This is a genomic window from Devosia sp. BK, from assembly GCF_032907385.1.
GTDB lineage: Bacteria > Pseudomonadota > Alphaproteobacteria > Rhizobiales > Devosiaceae > Devosia.
On sequence record NZ_JAIMBX010000002.1, the window covers coordinates 244,469 to 262,159 of the forward strand.

The following is a 17,691-nucleotide window of genomic DNA, read 5'->3' on the forward strand; positions in this document are numbered from 1 at the left end:
AACTTGACACCTGATATCAGGATTGGATGGACCATGGTTTCTCGCCGCCTTGTCACGCTGCTGAGCGTGCCTCTTCTTCTCGCGCTCGCAATGCCGGCCTTGGCGCGCGACATCACTCATGCGATGGGCGTGACCGATGTGCCCGAAAAGCCGCTGCGCATCGTGGCGCTGACTAATGAGGCGACGGAGGATCTTCTCGCGCTTGGCATCGTGCCGGTGGGTGCCGTGCGCTCGGCGAATGCCGATCCCTGGTTCGACCACGTCTCGGAAATGCTCAAGGGTGTCACGGTCGTTGGCGAGGAACTGGCGCCGAACCTCGAGGTCATTCTCTCGCTCGAGCCTGATCTGATTCTGGGCAACAAGAAGCGCCACGAAGATATCTACGAGCAGCTTTCGGCCATTGCCCCAACCGTGTTTGTCGAGAACATCACCGGCCAGTGGCGGCAGAACCTTGCCTTTTACGCGGACGCCGTGAACCAGACGGAAAAGGGCGCAGAAGTCCTCAAATATTACGAAGATCGCGTGGCGCGTATCAAGGCGGCGCTTGGTGATCAGGTCAATGAAAAGGTCGGGCTGGTGCGCTTCATCGCGGGCCAGAACTACGCCTATAACAATGACAGTTTTTCAGGCTCTATCCTGCGCGACATCGGCTTTGGCCGCCCCGCGGCGCAGGACAAGGCCGGCTTGGCCGAAAAGATCACGCTCGAGCGTATTCCCGAACTCGATGGCGATCGCCTGCTGCACTTCAGCTACGAAACCGGCGACGGTGGCGCGACCAGGGAAGCCGAAACCTGGATGGCCTCGCCGCTCTGGCAGAATCTCGAAGTCGCCAAGGCGGGCCATGTCTATGCCGTATCCGACACAGTCTGGGCGACGGCCGGTGGGGTGATGGCCGCGCATCTCGCGCTCGACGATATCGAAAAAATCTACGGGCTTGCCTCGTCGCGCTGAGCCGCGACTATCCGATCATCTGCAAGAGGTGCCCGCCCAATTGGCGGGCACTGCCCACGACGATATCGCCCTGAAAGACGAGGCTGACGGCAAGGCCCCAAAGACCCAAGGCGATGAGGATGGTCAGGAGCCATCCCTTGGCACGATTCGACATGAGCCCATGATAGGCGGCCAGCGGAACCGGTACAGGGATTGCACGCAAGTGTGAGCTAACGCCACGCGCGGTAACCACACCCAGCAAAGTGTAATGCGGGCAGCGCGGCCTTTGCGTAAGCTTATAAAAACGGCCAATGAAGACCATGCTTACCAAGCTCAAGACTGCAATTTTCGTGGTGTTGATGTCAGCGCTTTTGCTGGTCTGGAGCGTCATGCTGCCGACCACTGGTCTATTATATCTCTTGGGGTATCTGCACTAGCTTTGGTGACGCGCCCGGGTCAGGCGAGAATGGCCATGGCTAGAAACTGCAAACCTGCCCCAAGGACGAGAACCAACATCCAGGCCTCGACGGCCAGCCCAGTGATGACGGTTAACCTTCCGAAATCCACCGCTTTATCCTCCCCCTCGCAGGTTTTTCTGCTTTTGGGAAAAATGAGAATACACGCGATTCGTTTCCGATGCTCTAAGACTTTTTAGTGACAGACGCTGGGGATACGCCGCCAGAGAAGCCATATTCTGGCATTTCATAAAAAGATCTGAGCAAATAGAAATGCTTACCGATCTGATAATGAAAATGGCCATGACTAAAAAAATTCTGCTGCGCGACACCCAAATTCTCTCGGAAGACTGGGGAACGCTCTCGCGCGTGACGCTCGACTACCAGCGCGACGACGGCACGGTGCAGCGCCTGAGCCGCGAAGTCTATGACCATGGGAATGCCGCAGCCATTCTGCTCTATAATCCAGAGAGCCGATCGGTGCTGTTGGTGCGCCAGTTCCGCTATCCCGTCATGGCCAATGGCGACCACGCCTTTTTGCTCGAAGTCTGCGCCGGCCTATTGGATGGCGATGACCCAGAAACCTGCGCCGAGCGCGAGGCGCTCGAGGAGACCGGTCACGCACCGCGCGACGTTGTTCATGTCTGCGACGCCTATATGTCGCCGGGCTCGGTGACCGAAAAGGTGAGCCTCTTCCTCGGGCACTATGGAGCCGAGACCTATCGCTCTGCCGGCGGCGGGCTCGTCGATGAAGGCGAGGAGATCGAAGTCGTCGAACTTGCCTTTGCAGCGGCGTTCAAAATGATCGGCACCGGCGAGATAACCGATGCCAAGACCATCGTGCTGCTCCAGCATCTGGCGCTGAAATTGGCGTCTCAGTAGTCGACCAGTTTCTTATCGGGATCATAGGGCTGGTCGGCGACGACCTTGGTCACGGCCTGGCCGCACCGCATCTTCTTGCTGACAGCATCAAACCCATAGGTGGGGCTGCCATGCAGTTCCCAGCCTTCGATCAGGGCCTTGGTGACCTTGTGGCAAAAAGCTGAGTCGTCTTCGCCGGATAAAAAGCGATAGATGCGCATGCATGGCCCCCTTGCATTGGCGCCTGTGCGCCGAGATTGATTCTAACGGCTCTTAGCGCTAATCCAATGCTCATGCACAGCTTTCCAAAAGAACTGCTCAGCGGCCACGCCAATTTTCTGGCCGGACGTTATCTGCGCGAGAAGGAACGCCTTCGCGATCTCGCCTCGGTGGGGCAAAGCCCCACAACCATGATCATTGCCTGCTGCGATAGCCGCGCGGCGCCCGAGATGATCTTCGATTCCGGCCCGGGCGAAATGTTCGTCCTGCGCAATGTCGCCAATCTTGTGCCCACCTATCAGCCCGACGGTGGCCAGCACGGCACGTCGGCGGCCATCGAATTTGCGGTCAAGGCGCTCAACATCGCCGATATCGTCGTCATGGGCCATGGCCGCTGCGGCGGCATCAAGGCGGCGCTCGATCCCGATTTCAAATCGCTCGACGATGGCGATTTCATCGGCAAATGGATGAGCATGCTGGGCGAACTGCCAAACCAGCTCGGACAGAACAGCCTGCTCACCTCGGCCGAACGGCAGACGGCAATGGAGCGGATTTCGATCCGCAACTCGATCCGCAATCTGCGGACGTTTCCCTATGTGGCTGAGCTTGAAGCCGAGGGGAAACTGGCGGTCCACGGCGCCTGGTTCGACATTTCGACGGCCGAACTCTGGATCATGGATCACGACGGCGACTTCATTCGCCCCGCGCTTTGATCTAACTGACAGTGTTGAAAAATTCTGGGGCGCCACGGGGCGCCCTTTGTTTTTGGCGCAATCAAGTTGCCGCGCTCCCGCCATCAAGACGCACTTGCGCCATCCCAATCGTGATCAGTTGTCGCTTGCCACCTGCCTCAAACGACTTGGGATTTGCTTAGTCGACGAGATTGCAAAACCGCTAGCGGCCTTTATGGGCTTGATTTTTATCCGCCCGAAAATGGCCCAGACATTTCTGCGGTCACGCCTTTGTGTGGTCGGCCACGGGACACATTGCCCGCCCATCTTTTGGGAACGGGGCCGCCGGAGAGCGACCCGTCGACGGGGCCACTCGTCGCCTTTCCCAAGACATGGAGCAACCCCATGAAAAAGATCGTCCTTTCGTCCCTCCTCGTTCTCGGCATGACCGGCGCAGCCTTTGCGCAGGGCACGACCGATTTCGCGACACTCGACGCCGATATGAGCGGCGGGCTGACGCTGAGCGAGGCACAGGTCGGCTGGCCTGATCTGACCGATGAAGATTTTGCCGCTGCCGATACCGACGGTAATGGCGAACTGAGCCCGGAAGAATATGGCGTGCTGACCGGCGCGGCGGCTCCGGCCAACTAAGCTCCGGTTGGGCGATTTCGATCGGGACACTGACCCCCAGGCCCGTTGAAAACGCTCAGCGTCATTTTCTTTCGCCCGTCGCCTCGCCCTCCCTCGGGGCGGCGGACCCCAGTGGCCGCGGCTACTGACACAACCAAGGATTTCCCCCATGCGTAAACTTGCACTTGGCCTCCTGGCCGCCGGTCTTCTTGCCACGCCCGTTCTGGCTCAGAGCGCGCTGACATTTGCCGATGTAGATACCGACGGCGATGGCCGCCTGAGCTACGAAGAACTGGTGGTGGTCTGGCCAGACCTGACGCAGGACGATTTTGCGCGGGCCGATATTGAAGGCGCGGGCAGCGTGACACCTGAACAGCTCGGCGCACTGCAGCCCGCGGCCGTGCCTGCAGCACCGGCGCCTGATGCTACTGTGCCTGCGCCAGAGGCCGTACCCGCACCGGCGCCCATGGATGCAGCCCCCGCGCCAGCGCCGATGGATGCCGTGCCGGCCCTGCCCGGTGAAGGCACCCTGGCGCCAGAATGAGCGCATAGCGCTTTCGATAGGAAGTTTGGCGGTCGCTCCCTGGAGCGGCCGTTTTGCTTTAGTCGAGCCGTATAGCGGGTTCGAGGGGCTTTGATTTTCGCAAGGTGACGATCAGACCGATGATCACCAGCACGCCGCCGGCGATCTCGATCCCGGTGATGGTTTCGCCGAGGATGAGATAGCCCGACAGAAGCCCGGTAATCGGCACGAGGAGCGTGAACGGCGCGACGGTCGAAGCGGGGTGACGGCCGAGCAGCCAACTCCAGATGCCGCCGCCGAGAAGCGTTGCGGGATAAGCGAGAAAGGCGATGAGCACCGCGTCGGACCAGGAAAAGCCGCTCAGTGCTGCCCAGATGGCGGGGCCACCCTCGACGACATAGGAGAGGGCAAAGAGCGGCAGCGGCGCGGCAAGGGAGCCCCAGACGGTGAAGGCGATGGCATTGATCCGGCCGGCCTTTTTGGTGAGCACATTGGCGAGGCCCCAAGCCATGGCGGCAAGCAGCACCATGACCAGCGGCACGAGGCCCGCGCCTTCGATGCGCTCGGCACCGATGGCAGCAATCCCCAAAAACGCGATGCCCGCCCCGATGATCTGGAAGCGGCTCGGGCGTTCGCCGAGCAGCACGAAGGCCATGGCCATGGTGAAGAAGGCCTGGGTCTGGAGGACGAGCGAGGAGAGCCCCGCCGGCATGCCCCAGGCAATCGAGAGATTGAGGAAGGCATAAAGAGCAAAGCCGAAGCTGAGACCGAAGCCGACGACAAGCCACCACGGCGCCTTGGGCGGTCGCACAAAGAGCAGCGCCGGGAACGCGGCGGCACAGAACCGGAGCGCGGCGGCAAGGATCGGCGGCAGCGCCTCAACGCTCAATTTGATGACGACAAAATTAAAGCCCCAGATGGCAACGACGAGGAGCGCGAGAAGGATATGGCGGATGGGCATCAGACGCGCACCCGGCGGCGCATGAGGCGCGGTCCGAAGACGTTGATGACGAGGCCGGCGAACACCAGCGTGCTGCCGATGATTTCAAGCTCGGTGATAACCTCGCCAGCGAGCAGCACGGCAAAGCCGATGCCGAAGACGGGAACGAGCAGCGAGAATGGGGCAATCAGCGCGGCCGGATAGCGCTTCAAGAGATAACTCCAGAGCCCGAAGCCGACGAGAGTGGCCGCGTAGCCATTGAACAGCACGATGCCCGCGGTGCTGAAGCTGAAATTCTGCAGCGCGGCGGTGATCGCGCTGGGGCCTTCGATCAGTAAGGAAAGGGCGAGCAGCGGGACGATGGGGACGAGACTGCCCCAGACGACGAAGGAGAGCATGTCGATCTGCCCTGCCCGCTTGGACGCGATATTCCCGACGCCCCAGAAGAAGGCTGCGGCGATGACCATGAGCAGGGGAACAAGGCTCGTGACTTCGAACCGTTCGACGGCAATGACACCGATGCCGATGATGGCGACCGTGGCGCCGATAACCTGCCAGCGGCCGAGCTTCTCGCCCAGGAACAGCATGGCGAGGCCGAAGGTGAAAAACGCCTGGGTCTGGATGATGAGCGAGGCCAATCCGGCTGGGAGCCCGAGCTTGATGGCCGAGAACAAGAGACCGAACTGGGCAAAGCCGATGGCGAGGCCATAGGTGAGGAGCGTTCCCAAGCGGACCTGCGGCCGCTTGACGAAGAAGACCATGGGCAGCGCGGCGCAAAGATAGCGCATGGCAGTGAGGAGGAGCGGCGGCACCACTTCGACACCCCACTTGATCATGACGAAGTTCAGCCCCCAGGCGAGAACGACGAGGAGAGCGAGACAGAGGTCGCGGAGCGAAAGCATAGGAAATCCAGGGGCGGGACGGCGCAGATCGGCGCCTTTCCGCAAAACGTGGATTTGGGGCGCGGTTGGGGCTTACACCCTGACGCGCGCCACTAAAAGTCACTTCGGAAAATGTCTGCCCTGCGCCATGCCGGAACCGGACGGCGCAGGGGAATGGTCAGGCTGCGATGGCGCGGGCCTTGAAACCCTTTTCGATGAGGGTTTCGGCGATCTGGATGGCATTGAGCGCCGCGCCCTTGCGGAGGTTGTCGGAGACGACCCACATGGCGAGACCATTTTCGACCGTGACGTCCTCGCGGATGCGGCTGACATAGGTCTCGTAATCGCCTACGGTTTCGACCGGCGTGGCGTAGCCGCCGGGTTCGCGCTTGTCGAGAACGGCAATGCCGGGCGCTTCGCGCAAGAGATCGCGCGCTTCGTCAGCCGAGATGGGCTTGTCGAATTCGAGATTGACAGATTCAGAGTGACCGACAAAGACCGGCACGCGTACGGCGGTGCAGGTGACCTTGATCTTGGGATCGAGGATCTTCTTGGTCTCGGCCAGAACCTTCCATTCTTCCTTGGTGTAGCCGTCTTCCATGAACACATCGATATGGGGGATGACGTTGAAGGCGATTTGCTTGGAGAACTTTTGCGGGGTCGGCGAGTCGTTGACGAAAATGCCCTTGGTCTGGTTCCAGAGCTCGTCGACACCTTCCTTGCCGGCGCCGGAAACCGACTGGTAGGTCGAGACGACGACGCGCTTGATGGTCGCTGCATCGTGGAGTGGCTTCAGCGCCACGACGAGTTGAGCCGTCGAGCAATTGGGATTGGCGATGATGCCGTTGCGCTTTTCGTCCTTGAGCCAGCGATCGAGCACATGGCCGTTCACTTCCGGCACGATCAGCGGCACGTCGGAGTGGTAGCGCCAGTAAGAGGAATTATCGATGACGACGGCACCGGCCGCCGCGATCTTGGGCGCCCAATCCTTGGAGATGGAGCCGCCAGCCGACATGATGGCAAAATCGACGGTCGAGAAATCAAAGTGCTGCAGGTCGCGCGCCTTGAGCACCTTGTCGCCATAGGAAATTTCCCGGCCAATCGAGCGGGAGGACGCGAGGGCAAAGACCTCGTCAGCCGGGAACTTGCGCTCGGCCAGGATATTGAGAACTTCGCGGCCCACATTGCCCGTGGCCCCGACGACAGCGACGCGATAACCCATTTTTGGAACTCCGGTCCCTTAACCTTTTCCGCCCCCGCGCGATGATCTCGATCACCGCGGTCAGTGCTGTGAGCCTCTCCCCGGCGGGAGGGAACCCGGGGAAAAGCGTCAGGCGGTTTTGGTGGTTTTCATCATGGCAGTCAGGCCACCGGCTATGAGCCTTGTGGTCGTCAAAACGGCGATGTGGCCGAAGCTGCGCATGAAAATCAGTGCTCTGATAGGAAAAGCAGGACTTCTCATACTCTCAAATAGGAAAGAGTCAATGAAGATTGGTTGGGAAGGGTCTGCGGGCGTGGCTCCACCCCCTCCCATCCTCCTCCCCTCAAATCGCTCCGCTGGAGCGATTTGCCCTTCGGGACGGCTCGGAGCCCATCAAAGGGGGTGTGTCATGGCAGGCGTGGCAGCATCCCCCTAAAACAGCAGATCGGCACCTCCCCCCTTGTGGGGGAGGCCGGGAGGGGGGTACGGGAGGGAGGAACGCGCGCCAAGGACCAAAAACATGACCGATTTCGACATCATCATTCTCGGTGCAGGCGCGGCGGGGCTTATGGCGGGGATTGAGGCCGGGCGGCGCGGACGGCGGGTGCTCGTGGTCGATCATGCGCGTGATCCAGGTGAAAAGATCCGCATTTCGGGCGGCGGGCGCTGCAATTTTACCAATGTCAACGCGACCCATGTCCTGGGGCGCGAGCGCTTCCTGAGCCAGAACCCGCGCTTCGCCTTGTCGGCGCTGTCGCGCTACACGCCCGAAATGTTCATCGAAAAGGTGAAAAAGCGCGGCATCTCTTTTCATGAGAAGACGCTCGGCCAACTGTTTTGCGATGGACCGGCCACGCAAATCGTTGCCATGCTGATCGACGAACTGCGCCAGGCTGGCGCGGCGATCTGGACCGGACGCACCGTGGGTTCGGTCGAAAAGACCGATGCAGGTTTCAAGGTTCTCGTCGGCGATGGCTATGTCACCTCTGAAAGCGTGATCGTGGCGACGGGCGGCAAGTCCATCCCCAAGATGGGAGCGACCGGTTTTGCCTATACGCTCGCCAAGCAATTCGGGCTCAATGTCACCGATACGCGCCCGGCGCTCGTGCCCCTGACCTTTGAGGAAGGTAAGCTCGAAGAATTGCGCGAATTGGCTGGTGTCTCGACCGATGCGATAGTCGGGACGGGCAAGACAAAATTCCGCGAAGCGCTGCTCTTTACCCATCGCGGGCTGTCGGGTCCGGCGATCCTGCAGATCTCGTCCTATTGGCGCGAGGGCGACAGCATCTCCGTCGATCTTCTGCCTGAGCAGGATGCGCTGGCCATGCTGCAGGCGGCGCGCAAGGAACAGCCGCGCAACCACGTCCAGACCGTGCTGGCCGGTCATCTGCCAAAGCGTCTGGCACAACTCATGGGCGAGATGATCAACCAGCCGGGCATGATCGGCGATTTTTCGGACAAGAAGCTGCAGCCGGTGGCCGATCAGGTTTCGCGCTGGACGTTGAAGCCGGTTGGGTCGGAAGGCTATCGCACGGCTGAAGTCACGCTCGGTGGCGTCGATACGACAGGGCTCGATGCCAAGACCATGATGGCGCGGACCGTGCCAGGCCTATACTTCGTGGGCGAAGCAGTCGACGTTACCGGCTGGCTTGGGGGCTATAATTTCCAGTGGGCCTGGGCTTCGGGCTTTGCCGCGGGACAAGCGGCCTAAAGCATGTCTCCCGAAAGTGGGCACCGGTTTCGGGATAAAGACATGCGTTGAACCAAACAGCTAAAGCGCTAAGAGCGACCCTTAAAGGTCGCGACGCGCTTTAGAACTTATAGCCGAGGCGCACGCCGAAATTGGAGAGCCCGTCGTTCTGCGAGCAATAGCCGTTGTTCGACGTGTGCTCATAGGTGACGGTCGCCGTGGCATTCTCACCGAGGCGGGCGCCGACGCCAAAACGCTCATAGAAATTGAGGAAGCAGCCAAAATTCTTGCGGCCGGGCGCGGCGTTTTCCAGCGCGCCGTTGTGTACGGCGCCACCAAAAGTGCCTTCGAGATAGAATGGCGTATCGAAGACCGGCAACTGCCAGGTGAGGCCGGCATGAAGGAGGCTATCCTGGCCATCGAGATTGATGGTTGTGCCGACTTCGGGACGCGGCGAGCCGATCCAGCGGAAGGCATCGATATCGGGCGAGGTGAAGAGCACATCGAAGCTGATGTCTTCGACCTGATTGAGGCGCCATTCGTTCATGAGAAACGGCAGGGCGGCATGGTGCACGTCATGCGCATGAATACCGAAACGCAATTCGTCGACCACGCCGGCGAGCGGATGGGGATCATAAAGGTTCTGGGACAGGGCCGGGCTGGCAGAAAGAGCCAGCATACCGATCGCACCGAAAAAGATCTTACGCAGCATCACACCGATCTCACTGTTCCCCAAGAAGCACCTCACTAGCCTCAAAAGTCAATTCGGCTCCAGCCCCCAAGTGCGTTTGCGGCGCGTGCAGCGGCAAAAGTGACCGGAAAGCCGCGATCGAGGGTTGAATTCGGGCGCCATCATCGTGATCTAACGATGATTGGTTTCAAACCGGATAATGTCATGTCTGCTTCTTTTGCCCTTTCGCTCCAGGATCTCGCCCCCATCGCCCAAGGCAGTTCGACCACCGACGCCATGGCCGAGACGGTGAAGCTGGCGCAGGCGGCAGACGATTATGGCTATCACCGGCTTTGGTATGCCGAACACCATGGCATGCCCTCGATTGCCTCCTCCGTGCCTGAAATCCTGATCGGCAGTGCGGTTGCGGCGACCAAGGGGCTGCGCGTCGGCTCGGGCGGCGTGATGCTGCTCAATCACGCGCCGCTGCGCATTGCCGAAGCCTATCGGACCCTGGAAGCGCTGCACCCCGGCCGCATCGATCTCGGGCTCGGCCGCGCACCGGGTGGCGACGGCTATGCCATGCGGGCGCTGCGCTCAGGCGGCGGCGAGGAATTTTCGCAGTACCTCGCTGAACTCATGGCGTTCGACGAGGACAATTTCCCGCCCGATCATCCCTATTCGCGCGTACCGGTTTCGCCAGGCGGTATTCGCCTGCCGCCAAAGTGGCTGCTGGGTTCGTCCGGTGCCAGCGCGCAAGCGGCTGGCCAGATTGGCTTTGGCTATGCCTTTGCCGCGCATTTTTCGCACACGCCCGCGGCGCCGGCCTTTGCCGCCTATCGCGAGGCCTTCGTGCCGTCTGAAGACTTTGCCGAGCCCAAGACGATTTTGTGCCTTTCGGTGATTGCAGCGCCGACAGAGGAAGAAGCGGCGTTTCTTGCGACCTCGCAGGCGGTCAATTGGGCGCTCTTCGTCACCGGCGAGCAGCGCAACCTGATGCCGCCGGAAGCCGCAACACAGCGGATGAAATCGCTGACCCCGCAACAGCAGCAGGTGATTTCCCATCAGGGCAGTCTCTGGATGGTCGGCAGCGCTGAGCGCATGGCCGAAGAAATCACGGCCAAGGCCGAAGAAGCAGGGGCCGACGAAGTGATGATCACGACGACGATCCACTCCTACGAGTTGCGCCGTCGCTCGTTCGAACTTCTGGGCCAGGCGCTTGGCGTGACGCCGCGGGGCTAAGCGCCCCTTAGGCTGCATACCCAGCTTTACGATGTCTTACGGAAGCTCTGTCAGGCTGAGCCGGTTCAAATTTCCGGAAGCAGTCCTTGAGCGCGGCGAGCATCGTTCTGGCAATCAATCTTTGCGTCGGGGCCATCTTCGTCTCGGCGTTCGGCTTCATTGCCGTTTATCGCCGCTCGGCCGTGGGCGCGCGCTGGCAGGCTCTGGCCTATTCGATGACTTTCGTCATCGGGCTGCTCGAATATTCCATGCCCTACCAGACCAATGCGCAGGCCGCCGCCTACGGCAGTTTTGCCGCGTTTCTGACGGCCATGCTGTTGTCCAATATTGGTCTCGCGCGGCACTATGAGGTCAGGGTGCCGTGGCTCTCGCTCGGCCTCTTGTTTGCGCTGGCGCTGGGGATCAATCTTTTCACACTCGGCATGCCGCGGGATTCGCTGGCGCGCGGGCTGATCTATCAGGCGCCCTATGCGCTGATGCATGTGATCGGTATCCAGATCATTCTGGCCAACAGATCGCGGCGCATGCTGGACCTGACGCTGGTATCGCTCTTTGCGCTAAGCGCGCTGACGTTTTTGGGCAAGCCGTTCCTCGCGCTGGCCATCGGCTCGGGAGGGTCGGTTCAGGGCTATCTCTCGAGCAATTATGCCGCCATTTCACAGGCGAGCGGCGGCGTCTTGATCATCGCCAATGGACTGCTCATTCTCCTGATCATGACGCGCGATGTCATTGCGGATATGACGACGCTTTCGGAAACCGACCCGCTTTCAGGTCTTCTCAACCGGCGCGGCTTTGACGAACAGGCCGAAAGGGCGCGGCTGATGGCGCAGCGGGCGGGAATGCCTGCCGTCGCGATCACCGCCGATATCGACCATTTCAAGCAGATCAACGACACCTATGGTCATGATCGTGGCGACCAGGTGATCGCCATGTTTGGCGAGCTCCTGAAAGAGAGTTTTGATCAGCGGGCCGTCGTTGCGCGGATGGGCGGCGAGGAGTTTGCCGTGCTCCTGCCGGGGGCCGGGCTGACAGTCGCGCGGGGCGCAGCCGAGGCCGCGCGATTACGTCTACGCGAACTGCCCAAAGAGATACGCGGTACCGACAAGCGGATTACCTGCTCATTCGGCATTGCCGTGCTCGACGAGGGCGAAAGCCTCTCGAACTTGCTGCGGCGGGCCGATATGGCGCTTTATGATGCCAAGGCAAAGGGTAGGGACAGGGTGTCTATCGCCCCTGCCCCAAGCTTGGATTCGAATACGCCACAGAGCGCTGCGAGCACAGAAAAACTCAGTTCAGCGCCGCACGCGGAACCAGTTCGCACTCGCCGGTCGGGGTGATCTTGAGCGCGAGTTGCTGGCGGTCCAGTTCGGCGAACCAGGCTGTCCAGGAACAAGGGCTCATGCCGTCATCGACGCCGAGGCCCTGGCTGCGCACAAAGCGAAGCAAAAGCTTGGATTTCTCTTCGCCGAAACGGTTTCTGATACGGGCGATTGCTGGAATGCCCTTGCGATCGCTAACCCAGCTTTGAATGTCGCTGTGGCGCGTCAAAGTGTGTGTGTTCGACATGTTTGGCCTCCTCCACGAGGTTGGGCACATTGGCCCTCAGCTACGAAACGGCTCCGATCCTCCATCGGTTCCGTGCATTGCTTCAATTCTGCTCGAACTGTGTGACGAGCTTTAGCTCCTCCATTTCCTCCGTTGAAAAATAGTAGAGCCGGTCTGGCGGCGTATCGAGCGCGTGCAGCCACATGGCGGGGTCGACCCCGCTCTTGATCAGGTGTCGCGTGATTTGCGCTGTGGTCGCCTGCGCATCGGCCATAGCGACGCCTGCGACCGCAACGGCATCCGCCGCGCCCTCGCCAAGGCTCGCCGCATAGATCTGGTGAACGCCGATGGCAGCATCGGGACTGGCGATGCGCTCGGCGCCAGAGGCGAAAATGATGGGGCAGGACGAGGCACAGAGATTACCGGCGACAACCTTGGTCGCGAGGGCCTTTTCCTGGATGAGGGCGCCGATCTCCAGCGCGTCCATCACCGAACCTCCGGGCGAATCGAGAACTACAGTCTCAACGTATTCGCCGCGCGCCGCAATCTCGTCGGCAAATCTTTGCGCGGAGCCCGGATCGATGCTGCCGGTCAACTTGAGCTCCCTACCGGCCGAAAGGGTAATGGCAAGTGGCGCTTCGAGGAGATCGGGCGCTGTAGTGATGGACGGCATCGGCCGGCCGGCCGGGTCACCTTCAGTGGGCTGAGCCGGCGGCAGAATGGGCTCGAGGGTGGGCAGCACAGCCGGCGGTTCACTCAGTGCCAGTTCGCGAAAATCGACATAGAGCACGCTTGCCGTTCCGACCAGCAGGGCAAAGAAGGCGACGCGGATGATTGCGCCATCGTCGATGGCAGCGAGCCGGGCGATGATGCCCGGGCTTGCTGATTGTGCGCGGGCATTGGCATCGGTTTTCATGCCGGGCGCGGTCCATCGGTACGCTTGCGCTGCGCGGTTTCGATGGGGGTGACGGTGGCGTCTTCAACCGGCGCCTCGGCAACGGCAGGCGTCGGTTCGGCGGGAGCGGGTTCAACTTCGGGTTCGCGCTTGGGCTGACCCGTCTTCACATCGATCCCGGCCGCCTCCATGCGGCGATAAAGCGCCATAGCGCGCAGCATTTCGGCAGCGGTGATGTTCTCGGCTTCTTCGAGCGAGGACGACTCCCGGCGCATGGCGTCGTTGACGATCATCAGGACGAGCACCAGCACGACGGGCAGAAGATCGATGGAAATGGCGCCGGCCCAGGACGGGATAAAATCCTGCCAATAGCGCAGCACGGCTTCGGCGCTCGAGAGGGGCGTATAGCGCCGCTGTTCGACGGGGGGCGTTGCAAGGATTTCGTCGGCCGCAGCGCTGAGCGCGGCGGATTGCGCAGCAACCGAGGCGCGCACCGTCTCCATCACCTGGCCCTGGCGGTTCATCAGATCGGCCGATTGTCCATCGGCGACCGGCGCGATGAAGCCCGCCGAGAGATCATCGGATGCGCGACGGACGGATGCCGCAACGCCGGTTTGTTGGAGGGACGCGATGATGGCCGAGAGCTGCACGGCCTCGCTTTGAAAACTATCGGTGCGCGGCTCGATGGCGCCGGGCGTTGAAACCAATTCGCGCATGGTGGCGAGCCGAGCCGAGCCCTGCTCAAAGAGCGTTGCCACTTCGTCGCGGCTGCCGGTGATGGTGGCCGCAAGCTGGTTCATCTGCGTGCCCATCTGGGTGAGCAATTGCACGACGCTGCCCGAACCGGTGGTACCTGTCAAAGCACCGGATTCGCGTTCATCCGCCGCGAGACCCGAAAACCGTTCGGCCGCGCGCTGCACGTCGGGAAGAAGGCTTTGCGCGGCGAGCGCATTGGCATGGGCGAGATCGAGGTCTTCGGCATAGCCCTGGAGCGTCACCGCCATATGCTGTTCGGTGGCGGCGGAGCCGGCGAGCGCGGCCGCATTGAGCCAGGAGCTCATGGCCATGATCATGAGGCACCCTATCCCCATGGTGAGAAAGAGGCCGACGCGCTGGACGCCTGAGGTCACGAGCGGAATGAACCGCATCATGAAGGTCCAGAAGGCGTAGATGGCGACCGAGACGGCTGCCGAATAGATGATGGCGGCAAAGAAGACGAAGGTGGCGGAGCCATCGAGCAGGCCGCGCACGCCAAGATAGGTATAGACACCGGACGCCAGCGCCAGCACGGCGAGGGAAAAGCGCGTCATGGTTTCGACGCCGCGCACCGTCTCGCTGAGCCGGAAGGCATTGGGCTTGAGCTGCATGAATGTCCCCGCTGCTCGGGCCCCTCGGGCCCTGTTAGCGCGACGTTAACATAAGCATCCCGGCAAGATGGAGGCACAAAAGCGTGTGCTGGCAACCCGGCGTCTGGAAGGTGGCCCTTGCCCTAGGGCCCACCGCAAGGCTAGGCCTTAGACAGAAGCGAGGAGATGCGACGTGACCAAGAAAGTGCTCTGGGGGATTTTGTCGACCGCCAATATCGGCATGGCCAAGGTGACGCCAGCCATCCAGAAGGCGGACAATTGCGAAGTGGTCGCTATCGCCTCGCGCGATCTCAGCAAGGCGCGGGAAGCCGCCAACACGCTCGGGATTGCCAAGGCCTATGGCTCCTATGAAGAACTGTTCGCCGATCCCGAGATCGACGCGATCTATAATCCGCTTCCCAACCACCTCCATGTGCCCATGACCCTTGCCGCGACGCGCGCCGGCAAGCATGTGCTCTGCGAAAAGCCGATCGCTATCACCGCGCAGGAAGCCGAAGAGCTGCGGCAGGTGCCCGAGGGGCGCCTCGTCATGGAAGCCTTCATGATCCGCTTTCATCCCCAATGGCAGCGGGCGCGCGAAATCATCCGCTCGGGCGAATTGGGCGAGGTCCGCGCCATCAATGCGGTCTTTTCCTATTTCAACAACGATGCAGGCAATGTGCGCAACCAGGCCGATATCGGCGGCGGCGGTATTTTGGACATCGGGTGCTATCCGGTGACATCAGGCCGGTTCCTGTTCGAAGCCGAGCCGCAGCGGGTGGTTTCGCTTGTCGAGCGCGATCCCGGATTCGGCACGGATCGGTTGGCCAGCGCCATTCTCGATTTCGGCAAGGGCAAGCGGCTGACCTTTACCTGCTCCACACAGCTCGTGCCGCATCAGCGGGTTTTGGTGCAGGGGACCAAGGGCAAGCTTGAAATTCTCATTCCCTATAATGCGCCGGCCGATGAGCGTACGGCCATCACTGTGGATACCGGTTCGCCGCTCGATGGTTCGCTGGCGCGGCGCGAAATCCTTCCCGCCTGCGATCAATATACCGAGCAGGCACGGGCCTTTGCCGCGGCAGTGCTCGGCGAAACGCCCCTGCCCTATGGCATCGAGGATGCGATCGCCTCGATGAAGGTGCTCGATGCCATCTTCCGGAGCGAAAAATCGGAGCGGTGGGAAACGGTCTGAGCCATCGTCGCGTTCGTAACAACTTAAGTGGGAAAGCCGCGCCATGTCCGATCTCGTTCTTCTCACCGGCATTTCCGGCTTTCTCGGCGGCCATGTCGCGCTGGCTCTACTCAAGGCCGGCTATGCCGTGCGCGGCAGCGTCCGCAAGCTCGATAAGGCCGATAAGGTTCGGAAAACGCTGGCCAAGGCGGGGGCCGATGTCAGCCGGCTCGATTTCGTCGCCCTCGATCTCCTCGACGATAAGGGCTGGGACGCGGCGATGGCGGACGTGCGCTTTCTCCAGCACACGGCTTCGCCCTTCGTGCTCGAAATCCCCAAAGATCCGAACGAGCTGATCCGTCCGGCTGTGGACGGCACGCGCCGGGCGATCGAGGCGGCGTTGCGCGCTCAGGTCGAGCGCGTGGTACTGACCTCGTCCATTGCCGCAGTCCAATATGGCCATGAGGACTATGCGCGCGTGCTGACCGAGGCGGACTGGACCAATGTCGAGAGCTCCAAAACGGGCACCTATGCCAAATCCAAAACCCTGGCGGAGAAAGCCGCGTGGGAGCTGATGGACGGGGCCGGGCGGCACGATGATCTCGCGGTGATCAATCCGGCCGCCATTCTCGGGCCGCTGCTCGACGACGATCCGGGCACATCGGCGGCGCTGGTTTCGCGCCTCCTCGACGGCAAATTGCCGGCTGTGCCGAAATTGGGCATGTCGATCGTCGACGTGCGCGATGTCGCCGCGCTCCATGTCGATGCCATGACCGATCCCGCCGCGACCGGCCAGCGCTGCATCGCCTCGGAAGGCACCTATCGCATGGCCGACTTGGCCAAGGCGATGAAGCCTGCCTTTCCGGACCGCCGCATCCCGACAGCGGAATTACCCAATGTCGTCGTGAGGATTGCCGCGCTGTTCGATCGGGACATCGCGGGCAACATTCACGAGCTCGGCGCTCTCAAACGCCTCGACGGCCGCCGCGGCAGCGAAAGGCTTGGACGCCCGCTGATCACGGCCGCGGAGTCTGCCATAGCCACTGGCAAGAGCCTGATCGAACACCGTCTCGTCTGACGTCGACCCCTCTTGATCCACGGTCCGAACATGGCAATATTGAAAGCTGTGTGGGGCTGTAGCTCAGTTGGGAGAGCGCGTCGTTCGCAATGACGAGGCCAGCGGTTCGATCCCGCTCAGCTCCACCAAACCTCCCTGAATCCGCTTCCATCGCCTTTGAATTAAACGCGGCAGGATCGCGGGCGGGGTCTGGGCTATTATAGGGGGATGGAACAGAAAGAGCGCAGGCTTCGGCCACGGGATAAGGTTCGGCTCGATGCCACGATCGTGCTGGGCGACGGGCTTTTGCGCGTGCCGGCCCTGTTGCGCAATGCATCGCCATTTGGGGCCAAGGTCGAACTGCTGGAGCCGTGGCCGACGCCCGAGCGTTTTTATGTGCTCTTTGGACATCGGCTCGAACTCTGCCGGCTGATCTGGCGCGAGGATAATCTGCTGGGCCTCGCCTACGAAGACTAGGCGCGCAGATCCGCCCAATCCGGGTGGCGATCGAACTGGACAACCACATAGGGGCAGACCGGGGTGATCTTAAACCCCTCGCTGCGCGCGTCGGCGATCGAGGCTTTGACCAGTTGTAGAGCGATGCCGCGACCTTCATATTCGCGCGGCACGCCGGTATGGTCGACGATGATACGGCCATCGGCCTTGCGATAGGTCATTTCGGCCTCGGCGCCGGGCGCGAGGTCGATGACATAGCGCCCATGCGTTGCGTCTTCTTCACGCCGGATTTTGTATTCGGTCAT

The 17,691-nt window shown here is 61.4% G+C and carries 22 protein-coding genes and 1 tRNA gene; 13 read left to right on the forward strand and 10 right to left on the reverse strand.

The genetic code is table 11. From position 1 onward, the window contains the following. Window positions 1-33 precede the first annotated feature (33 nt). The gene (locus DevBK_RS13065; protein ID WP_317185771.1) at window positions 34-951 is read left to right on the forward strand and encodes an iron-siderophore ABC transporter substrate-binding protein; all 918 of its coding nucleotides are present in this window, start codon (window positions 34-36) and stop codon (window positions 949-951) included. Between the two features lie 7 nt (window positions 952-958). Here the strand turns inward: DevBK_RS13065 and DevBK_RS13070 are convergent, their stop codons facing one another. Continuing rightward, window positions 959-1,105, reverse strand: coding sequence for a hypothetical protein (locus tag DevBK_RS13070; RefSeq protein WP_156464040.1), 147 nt, complete (start codon window positions 1,103-1,105; stop codon window positions 959-961). A gap of 136 nt (window positions 1,106-1,241) precedes the next feature. Between DevBK_RS13070 and DevBK_RS13075 the strand changes: the two genes are divergently transcribed. Next, entirely contained in the window at window positions 1,242-1,367 is a 126-nt protein-coding gene (locus tag DevBK_RS13075) for a hypothetical protein (RefSeq protein ID WP_274532523.1), read from the forward strand. A gap of 321 nt (window positions 1,368-1,688) precedes the next feature. Then, window positions 1,689-2,267, forward strand: a complete 579-nt coding sequence (locus DevBK_RS13080; protein WP_317185772.1) for an NUDIX domain-containing protein — start codon at window positions 1,689-1,691, stop codon at window positions 2,265-2,267. Here DevBK_RS13080 and DevBK_RS13085 read toward each other — a convergent pair. Continuing rightward, a complete protein-coding gene (locus tag DevBK_RS13085; RefSeq protein ID WP_061908382.1) occupies window positions 2,261-2,467 on the reverse strand; it encodes a DUF1737 domain-containing protein in 207 nt (68 codons plus the stop codon). The two genes, DevBK_RS13080 and DevBK_RS13085, sit on opposite strands and share 7 nt — an antisense overlap. Window positions 2,468-2,533: 66 nt before the next feature. On the opposite strand from DevBK_RS13085, the gene DevBK_RS13090 reads away from it, so the two are divergent. From DevBK_RS13090 to DevBK_RS13100, 3 genes are all read left to right on the forward strand, one after another. Then, complete coding sequence (locus DevBK_RS13090; RefSeq protein WP_200940891.1) at window positions 2,534-3,178, forward strand: carbonic anhydrase; 645 nt, start codon at window positions 2,534-2,536, stop codon at window positions 3,176-3,178. Between the two features lie 363 nt (window positions 3,179-3,541). Beyond that, a complete protein-coding gene (locus DevBK_RS13095; RefSeq protein WP_061908383.1) occupies window positions 3,542-3,787 on the forward strand; it encodes a hypothetical protein in 246 nt (81 codons plus the stop codon). A 148-nt stretch (window positions 3,788-3,935) separates the two neighbouring features. Further along, window positions 3,936-4,310: a hypothetical protein gene (locus DevBK_RS13100; protein WP_317185773.1), complete on the forward strand. Its 375-nt coding sequence runs from the start codon at window positions 3,936-3,938 to the stop codon at window positions 4,308-4,310. A 58-nt stretch (window positions 4,311-4,368) separates the two neighbouring features. On the opposite strand, the gene DevBK_RS13105 is transcribed toward DevBK_RS13100, so the two are convergent. The 3 genes from DevBK_RS13105 to DevBK_RS13115 form a co-directional block, all read right to left on the reverse strand. Further along, window positions 4,369-5,250, reverse strand: a complete 882-nt coding sequence (locus DevBK_RS13105; protein WP_317185774.1) for an EamA family transporter — start codon at window positions 5,248-5,250, stop codon at window positions 4,369-4,371. Next, a complete protein-coding gene (locus DevBK_RS13110; protein WP_317185775.1) occupies window positions 5,250-6,131 on the reverse strand; it encodes an EamA family transporter in 882 nt (293 codons plus the stop codon). Before DevBK_RS13110 ends, DevBK_RS13105 begins: the two co-directional genes overlap by 1 nt. 157 nt (window positions 6,132-6,288) lie before the next feature. Further along, entirely contained in the window at window positions 6,289-7,332 is a 1,044-nt protein-coding gene (locus tag DevBK_RS13115) for an aspartate-semialdehyde dehydrogenase (RefSeq protein WP_061908387.1), read from the reverse strand. A 499-nt stretch (window positions 7,333-7,831) separates the two neighbouring features. Here DevBK_RS13115 and DevBK_RS13120 point away from each other — a divergent pair, with 499 nt between their 5' ends. Continuing rightward, window positions 7,832-9,022 (forward strand): NAD(P)/FAD-dependent oxidoreductase, encoded by a 1,191-nt coding sequence (locus DevBK_RS13120; protein WP_317185776.1) that lies wholly within the window; start codon window positions 7,832-7,834, stop codon window positions 9,020-9,022. Between the two features lie 100 nt (window positions 9,023-9,122). On the opposite strand, the gene DevBK_RS13125 is transcribed toward DevBK_RS13120, so the two are convergent. Continuing rightward, window positions 9,123-9,713, reverse strand: coding sequence for an acyloxyacyl hydrolase (locus tag DevBK_RS13125; RefSeq protein WP_317185777.1), 591 nt, complete (start codon window positions 9,711-9,713; stop codon window positions 9,123-9,125). Between the two features lie 183 nt (window positions 9,714-9,896). Between DevBK_RS13125 and DevBK_RS13130 the strand changes: the two genes are divergently transcribed. Beyond that, a complete protein-coding gene (locus DevBK_RS13130; RefSeq protein WP_317185778.1) occupies window positions 9,897-10,913 on the forward strand; it encodes an LLM class flavin-dependent oxidoreductase in 1,017 nt (338 codons plus the stop codon). Between the two features lie 86 nt (window positions 10,914-10,999). Next, window positions 11,000-12,250: a GGDEF domain-containing protein gene (locus DevBK_RS13135; RefSeq protein ID WP_317185779.1), complete on the forward strand. Its 1,251-nt coding sequence runs from the start codon at window positions 11,000-11,002 to the stop codon at window positions 12,248-12,250. Here DevBK_RS13135 and DevBK_RS13140 read toward each other — a convergent pair. From DevBK_RS13140 to DevBK_RS13150, 3 genes are all read right to left on the reverse strand, one after another. After that, window positions 12,201-12,479 (reverse strand): hypothetical protein, encoded by a 279-nt coding sequence (locus DevBK_RS13140; RefSeq protein WP_082461189.1) that lies wholly within the window; start codon window positions 12,477-12,479, stop codon window positions 12,201-12,203. The genes DevBK_RS13135 and DevBK_RS13140 overlap by 50 nt on opposite strands. A gap of 82 nt (window positions 12,480-12,561) precedes the next feature. Further along, window positions 12,562-13,374 (reverse strand): ATP-dependent Clp protease proteolytic subunit, encoded by an 813-nt coding sequence (locus DevBK_RS13145; protein ID WP_317185780.1) that lies wholly within the window; start codon window positions 13,372-13,374, stop codon window positions 12,562-12,564. After that, window positions 13,371-14,720, reverse strand: coding sequence for a hypothetical protein (locus DevBK_RS13150; RefSeq protein ID WP_317185781.1), 1,350 nt, complete (start codon window positions 14,718-14,720; stop codon window positions 13,371-13,373). Before DevBK_RS13150 ends, DevBK_RS13145 begins: the two co-directional genes overlap by 4 nt. Before the next feature lie 172 nt (window positions 14,721-14,892). On the opposite strand from DevBK_RS13150, the gene DevBK_RS13155 reads away from it, so the two are divergent. From DevBK_RS13155 to DevBK_RS13170, 4 genes are all read left to right on the forward strand, one after another. Further along, the gene (locus tag DevBK_RS13155) at window positions 14,893-15,894 is read left to right on the forward strand and encodes a Gfo/Idh/MocA family oxidoreductase (RefSeq protein ID WP_317185782.1); all 1,002 of its coding nucleotides are present in this window, start codon (window positions 14,893-14,895) and stop codon (window positions 15,892-15,894) included. Window positions 15,895-15,937: 43 nt separating this feature from the next. Continuing rightward, a complete protein-coding gene (locus tag DevBK_RS13160; protein WP_317185783.1) occupies window positions 15,938-16,951 on the forward strand; it encodes an aldehyde reductase in 1,014 nt (337 codons plus the stop codon). A gap of 52 nt (window positions 16,952-17,003) precedes the next feature. Then, window positions 17,004-17,079: transfer RNA gene (locus DevBK_RS13165), tRNA-Ala, on the forward strand. A 79-nt stretch (window positions 17,080-17,158) separates the two neighbouring features. Then, entirely contained in the window at window positions 17,159-17,407 is a 249-nt protein-coding gene (locus DevBK_RS13170) for a hypothetical protein (protein WP_062630624.1), read from the forward strand. Here the strand turns inward: DevBK_RS13170 and DevBK_RS13175 are convergent. Then, window positions 17,404-17,691, reverse strand: a complete 288-nt coding sequence (locus DevBK_RS13175; protein WP_062630623.1) for a GNAT family N-acetyltransferase — start codon at window positions 17,689-17,691, stop codon at window positions 17,404-17,406. The genes DevBK_RS13170 and DevBK_RS13175 overlap by 4 nt on opposite strands.